The sequence below is a fragment of the Anabaena sp. CCY 9910 genome (genome assembly GCF_963920875.1).
In the GTDB taxonomy this organism is placed as follows: Bacteria; Cyanobacteriota; Cyanobacteriia; order Cyanobacteriales; family Nostocaceae; genus Trichormus; species Trichormus variabilis.
Window position 1 is genome coordinate 1 of record NZ_CAWUDJ010000137.1, and the last position, 259, is coordinate 259.

The following is a 259-nucleotide window of genomic DNA, read 5'->3' on the forward strand; positions in this document are numbered from 1 at the left end:
GGCGGGCGGCCGATCAACATCTCTGGCGGACAGCCGATCCGCATTTCCGAACTGGCGGAGCGGTTGTGCGCGGTGTTGCAGGTGAAACCGCGACTGATCCCGGTTCCTATGGCGCCGATGCGGGTTCTGGCCTCGATGTCAGAGACGGTTTGCCGCGTCTGGCCCGGACGCCCCGAGCCGAAGATCACCCCTTACACGCTGGCGACCCTGGCCTATTCCCAGACCTTTGATCTGTCTTATGCGCGAACCGTCCTGGGTT

General features: G+C 63.7%; 1 protein-coding gene. It reads left to right on the forward strand.

Annotated features, from left to right (window positions below; genetic code table 11):
- On the forward strand, positions 1-259 hold a 259-nt coding region (locus tag ACM5QX_RS29610; RefSeq protein ID WP_414756768.1), incomplete at both ends, for a hypothetical protein.